General features: G+C 76.2%; 8 protein-coding genes. 4 read left to right on the forward strand and 4 right to left on the reverse strand.

The window, feature by feature from the left end:
• A partial coding sequence (locus ACFUEL_RS33795) for an RNA polymerase sigma factor (protein ID WP_380241088.1) occupies positions 1-959 on the reverse strand: 959 nt, incomplete at its 3' end.
• A gap of 228 nt (positions 960-1,187) precedes the next feature.
• Positions 1,188-1,892: a transglycosylase SLT domain-containing protein gene (locus tag ACFUEL_RS33800; RefSeq protein ID WP_380241090.1), complete on the reverse strand. Its 705-nt coding sequence runs from the start codon at positions 1,890-1,892 to the stop codon at positions 1,188-1,190.
• Positions 1,893-2,327: 435 nt separating this feature from the next.
• Between ACFUEL_RS33800 and ACFUEL_RS33805 the strand changes: the two genes are divergently transcribed.
• Genes ACFUEL_RS33805 through ACFUEL_RS33815 form a run of 3 tightly spaced genes read left to right on the forward strand, consistent with a single transcriptional unit; the run spans position 2,328 to position 3,856 of the window.
• Complete coding sequence (locus tag ACFUEL_RS33805) at positions 2,328-2,600, forward strand: hypothetical protein (protein ID WP_380241092.1); 273 nt, start codon at positions 2,328-2,330, stop codon at positions 2,598-2,600.
• Between the two features lie 41 nt (positions 2,601-2,641).
• On the forward strand, positions 2,642-3,298 hold the full coding sequence (locus ACFUEL_RS33810; protein WP_380241094.1) for a class I SAM-dependent methyltransferase: 657 nt from the start codon (positions 2,642-2,644) through the stop codon (positions 3,296-3,298).
• Positions 3,299-3,358: 60 nt separating this feature from the next.
• Positions 3,359-3,856 (forward strand): DinB family protein, encoded by a 498-nt coding sequence (locus tag ACFUEL_RS33815; RefSeq protein ID WP_380241096.1) that lies wholly within the window; start codon positions 3,359-3,361, stop codon positions 3,854-3,856.
• Positions 3,857-3,966: 110 nt separating this feature from the next.
• Here the strand turns inward: ACFUEL_RS33815 and ACFUEL_RS33820 are convergent, their stop codons facing one another.
• A complete protein-coding gene (locus ACFUEL_RS33820) occupies positions 3,967-4,221 on the reverse strand; it encodes a helix-turn-helix domain-containing protein (RefSeq protein ID WP_380241098.1) in 255 nt (84 codons plus the stop codon).
• Positions 4,222-4,469: 248 nt separating this feature from the next.
• Positions 4,470-4,937, reverse strand: a complete 468-nt coding sequence (locus ACFUEL_RS33825) for a nuclear transport factor 2 family protein (protein ID WP_380241100.1) — start codon at positions 4,935-4,937, stop codon at positions 4,470-4,472.
• A 113-nt stretch (positions 4,938-5,050) separates the two neighbouring features.
• Here ACFUEL_RS33825 and ACFUEL_RS33830 point away from each other — a divergent pair.
• The coding region (locus ACFUEL_RS33830) for a TetR/AcrR family transcriptional regulator (RefSeq protein WP_380241102.1) at positions 5,051-5,642 on the forward strand (592 nt) is incomplete at its 3' end.

A 5,642-nucleotide genomic window follows, 5' to 3' on the forward strand; every position in this document is an offset into this window, starting at 1 on the left:
CCCCGCCGGTGCGCGGCCCGGCCGGGCCGCGCGGACGGCGCCGGGGAGGCGTCCCGGTGCCCGACCTCGCCGTAGCCGTCGTAGCCGTCGTTGTAACCGCTGCCGTCGCCGTTGCCGCCGTCGTAACCGCTGCCGTCGCCGTGGCTGCCGCCGTCGGGGCGGTAGCCGACGGGGTCGCCGTACCCGCCGTAGCGGCCGCCGTCCGGCAGCGGCACCATCGCCAGCCCCGCCAACAGGCCCTCGGCCGGCACCAGGCCGCGGCGGTGCTCCCCGCACAGCGCGCACTCCCGGACGTGCCGCCCGATCCGCTTGCGCCACAGCGTGCCCGGCAGGCCGTTCCAGCCCGCCGTCAGCTCCGCCAGCCACGGGCAGCCGGGCACCGCCGCCAGCGCCCGGACGACCACCCGGGCCGCCTGCAACTGGCCCTTCATCCGCTGCACCCGCACCGCCGCGTGCTGCGGCGACACCTCGAGCGCCGTCGCCAGCTCCGCCCGGGACAGCTCGCCCGCCGCCTCCAGCCACCACAGCGACAGCAGTTCGCGGTCCGTCCCGTCCAGCCACCGGGTCGCCTCGGCGACCTCGCGGCGCTGCTCCGACAGGCCCAGCCGGACGATCGTCAGGCCCACGAAGTCCGCCGCTGGATCGGCCACCGCCGCCGGGTCCGGCACCCCGTCCAGCGCGGTCACCGGGTCCGCGTCCCGGAAGCGCCGCCGCACCTGGTTCAGCGCGATCGCCACCAGCCAGCTGCGGAACCCCGCCGGATCGCGCAGCGCGCCCAGGCCGTCCACGGCCCGCAGCATCGTCTCCTGCACCACGTCGTCGGTGTCCGGATGCCCCGACAGCGCCCGGCCCACCACGTTGTACACCAGCGGCAGGTGCCCGCCGACCAGCTCCGCCACCGCCTGCCGGTCGCCGCGCTGCGCCCGCCCGACCAGCGCCGCCGCCCGCCCACTGTCCACAGCCCGGTCCGTCCTCGAGTTCTCTCGTCCTGCCCTCACACCCTCGGAGATCCACCGGGCAGCGGCGGATAACGCAAAAAGCGGGCAGCACTCCCCGGCACTCCCGGTGCTTCCCGGGCTCTCCGGCAGACGCGAAGCATAGTCAGCCGCCCCCGGGAACGGCGAAGCCCGCGCACCCGGTGCGGATGCGCGGGCGGCTCGGAACCCGTCGCTACGGCCAGGGCCCCGTCAGTACGAGTGGTGGGTCTGCCAGAACGACCAGGCGCCGCAGGGGCTGCCGTAGCGGCTGTTCATGTAGCTCAGGCCCCACTTGATCTGGGTGGCGGGGTTGGTGCGCCAGTCCGCGCCGGCCGAGGCCATCTTGGAGCCCGGCAGCGCCTGGACCAGGCCGTAGGCGCCGGAGGGGTTGCTGGCCGTGTAGTTCCAGCCGCTCTCGCGCTGCACGATCTGGCTGAAGCACTGGAACTGCGTGTCGTCGCCGATGATCTGCCGCGCCGTCTCCTGGACCGACCCGGCCGGGATCGCGGCGAGCACGCTGTGCGCGGCGGCCTGGCTGGCCTGCTCCTTGGCGGCCCTGTCCTTCGCCGCCTTGTCCGCCGCCGCCTTGTCGGCCTCCGCCTTGGCAGCCTTGTCCGCGTCGGCCTTGGCCTGTGCCTCGGCCGCGGCCTTCAGCCGGGCGGCCTCCTCGGCGGCCTTCTTCGCGGCGGCGTCGGCCGAGACCTGCTGGGCGTCGGCCTGGTGGCCGATGCCGTCACTGACCTGCTGGGCCTGCGCACCGGCGGGGGCCTCGCCGAACAGCGTGGCGCTCGCGACGTCGACCGTCCGGACGGGGGCACCGCCCTCGCTGCCGGCCGCCGCGCCGACCACGGCACCGACGGCGGTCACCGCGGTGGCGGAGACGACAGCGACGCCCCGGACCGAGATCCGAGTCACATGCTTTCCTTCCGGAGTCGTCCGGCACCAGGGCCGCCGGACGGGTATCCGCCCCGCTCCGGCTCGCCCGTCCCGCCCGACCGGAGCCGGTGGACCTGCGCTGCCGGGCACGGAGCCTGACGCCGAATCACCCTGCCCCACCCGGACACGTCCACGCAATCGCCTGCGCCGTGGCGGATCTCACAGCACCGGCCCCGTCCGGACGCTCGGTGGGCGTGTGGTGACGCCCCGTCAGCTCCGCGCCCGGCGCGGGCCCGCACCCGGACGGCCCGGCTCCGGAAGCCGCCCGGTCGGTGCCGCCACCTCCGTGCAGCTGGTGCCGCTGCCGCCGCCTTCGCCCGGCCGGTGCCTTTGCGCGGGCGGTGCCTTTGCGCGGGCGGCCGCGCGGCGGAAGGCTGGGGTGTGCCCGCCCCGCCCCGAGCGCCTGGAGCCCCCGTGAAGAAGTCCGACCTGAAGAAGTCCGGGTACTCGATCGGTTCGGTCGGGTCCTTCCTGTCCATCGGCTCGGTCGGGTCCTTCCTCTCGGTCGGCTCGGTCGGCTCGTTCCTGTCCGTCGGCTCGATCGGCTCCGCGCTGTCCGTGCTCTCCGTCGGCTCCTGGCGCAGCACCGCCTCCGCGCTCAGCGCCGACTCCGTCCTCTCCCTGCTCTCCTACCGCTCGGTCCACGCCGTCCGGGCGGCCCACCGCCGCCGGGGCGGGCGCGGCTGAGCGCGCCCGGCACTGTCGGCGGCGGATGAGAACGTATGCGGATGAACGAAGCGCTCGACCCCATCGCCGCCTACTGGAACGACGCCGCCCCCGCCTTCGACCAGGAGCCCGACCACGGCCTGCGCGACGACGTCACCCGGCTGGCCTGGCGCCGCCGCCTCGCCGGGTGGCTGCCCGGCGAGGGGCTCGACGTGCTGGACGTCGGCTGCGGCACCGGCTCGCTCTCGCAGCTGCTCGCCGAGGCCGGGCACCGGGTGACGGGCGTCGACCTGGCCCCCGCGATGATCGACCGGGCCCGGGAGAAGTTCGCCGCCGCCGGGCTGGAGGGGCACTTCCTGACCGGCGACGCGAGCCGGCCCCCGACCGGCGCCGCCCGCTACGACGCCGTCCTGTGCCGCCACCTGGTCTGGACGCTGCCCGACCCGCTCGCCGCCCTGCGCGCCTGGGCCGCCCGCCTGCGCCCCGGCGGCCGCCTCCTCCTGATCGAGGGCCGCTGGCGCGAGGCCGGTGCCGTCGTCGAGCCGTACGCCCCCGGCGCCGAGGGCCTCCCCTGGGCCGGCGGCGTTCCTGTCGCCACCCTCACCGCCGCGCTCCGCCCGCTGGTCCGCGAGCTCGACCTGCACCCGCTGGAGTCCGAGCCGGCACTGTGGGGCGGCCCGGTCCACGACGAGCGCTACGCGGTGCTGGCCCGCCGCTGAGCCCCCGCCCGGCGCGCCCGTCGCGCCGGGCTGTCGGTGCGGCGCGGTACGGTCCGACCCATGTCCGATACCGAACTCACCGCACTGCTGGGCGTGTTGAACGGCAGGCGCGAACACGTCCTGGAGATCCTGGAGGGCCTCGACGAGGAGGCCCTGCGCCGCCCGGTGCTGCCCTCCGGCTGGACGTGCCTGGGGCTGGTGCACCACCTCGCGCTGGACGTCGAGAAGTTCTGGTTCCGGGCGGTGGCGGCGGGGGAGCGGGCCGCGATCGAGGAGATCCTCGGCTCCGGCACCGACGCCTGGCACCCGGACCCGGCACTGACCGCCGAGGAGGTCCTCGCCCGCTACCGGCAGGAGGCCGCCCGCGCCGACACCTTCCTGGCCACCGCCACCCCGGAGACCCCCCTCGCCTGGTGGCCGGACTCCTTCGGCGGCCCGCGCTACCGCACCCTGCGCGAGGTGCTCCTGCACGTGATCACCGAGACCGCCACCCACGCCGGCCACCTGGACGCCGTCCGCGAACTCCTCGACGGCCGCCAGTACCTGGTGCTGGACTGAGCCCCGCACGCGCGGGGAGCGGAGAGCCTCTGCCTCCAGTTCGGTTACGCGACCGGGGTCATCCCCGCACGCGCGGGGGGAGCGGTCGAACGGTGACGTCGCCCGCCGCTTCAGCGGGTCGTCTCGCCGAGCCAGACGCCGGCGGCGGTGTCGAGCGGGAGGCCGAGGGTGGCGCAGAGGCCGACGACGGTGCCGAAGCCGGGGCTGGGCAGGCGGCCCATCTCGATCTTGCGGAGGGTCTCGGGGGAGATCCCGGCGCTGTGCGCGACGGCGACGGGGTCGCGGCCGGCCCGGGTCTCGCGCAGTAGCGCGCCCAGGCGGCGGCCGGCCTCGATCTGCTCGGGGGTCAGGGGGACTCGCACCATGCGGACACGCTACCGGGACCGATCGCAGTGCATCGGGCTCCGGTCCGGTGGTGAAGCGGTTCCGGGCCTCGTCCCGAGGTCGGCGACCTGGGGCTGACGCACTTCGCGGTCCGCTCCGACGGCACGGGGATCGACAGCCCCCGGTTCCCGCGCCGCGCCGGGAAGAAGCCCAAGAAGGCCCGGCGCACCCCTGCCGGGGCGGGAGCGGGCGGTAATCCCCGGCTTCGCCCCCGCCCGAGCGTCCGGTTTCAGCGCAGCGGCAGTTCCGCCGCCCCGGCGGGCTCGTCGGCCGGGCGGGGGCCGTGGATGCGGCGCTCGGCGGCGTCGATGCGGACGTCGTCGATGCTGGCCTCGCGGCGGCGCATCAGGCCGTGCGGGTCGAACTCCCACAGTTCGTTGCCGTAGCTGCGCCACCACTGGCCGTCCGCGTCGTGCCACTCGTACTGGAAGCGGACGGCGATCCGGTCGTCCTCGAAGGCCCAGAGCTCCTTGCGCAGGGCGTACTCCCGTTCGCGCTGCCACTTGGCGGTGAGGAAGGCGGTGACCTCGGCGCGGCCGGTGAGGAAGACGTCCCGGTTCCGCCAGACCGTGTCGGGGGTGTAGGCGAGGGCGACGCGTTCGGGGTCGCGGGTGTTCCAGGCGTCCTCGGCGGCCCGGACCTTGGCGAGCGCGGTGGCGCGGGTGAACGGGGGCAGGGGCGGGCGGTGCTCGGGCACGGTGGGCCTCCGGCGGTCCGGCGGAGTGGAGAACGGTCGTTCTCCACCTTGGCGGGGCCTACGCTAGGGAACGACCGTTCTCCACGTCAAGAGCCACCGGATCGGAGCCGCTGATGCCCGCCCCGCTCACCGACGAACAGGCCCGCCGGGACGGCGAGGCGCTGCTCGACGCCGCCGAGGCGCTGTTCTACGAGAAGGGCGTGCGCGCCGTCGGCATGGACGAGGTGCGCGCCGCCTCCGGGCTGCCGCTCAAGCGGATCTACCGCCTGCACCCCGCCAAGGACGACCTGGTGGTGGCCGTGCTGCGCCGCCGCGACCGGCGCTGGCGGGCCCGGCTGTCCGCCGCCGTCGAGGCGGAGCGCGAGCCGCGGGCCCGGCTGCTGGCCGCCTTCGACTGGCTGGGCGGCTGGTTCGCCGAGCCCGGCTACCGGGGCTGCGCCTGGATCAACGCCTTCGGCGAACTGGGCCCGGCCTCCCCGGCCGTCCTCGCCGAGGTGCGCGCCCACAAGGCGGCCTTCCACGCCCAGCTCACCGACTGGGCCCGCGCGGCGGGCCTCGCCGACCCGTCCCCCGTGCCGCTGCTGGCCGAGGGCGCCATCGTCACCGCCGCGATCACCGACGACCCCGCCCCGGCCCGCCGGGCCCGCGCCGCCGTCGAGGCGCTGCTGGACGGGGCCGCCGGGCCCGCGGCCGGCCGGAGCGGGG

Origin of the sequence: Kitasatospora sp. NPDC057198, from assembly GCF_042670125.1 — a bacterium.
Taxonomy (GTDB): domain Bacteria; phylum Actinomycetota; class Actinomycetes; order Streptomycetales; family Streptomycetaceae; genus Kitasatospora.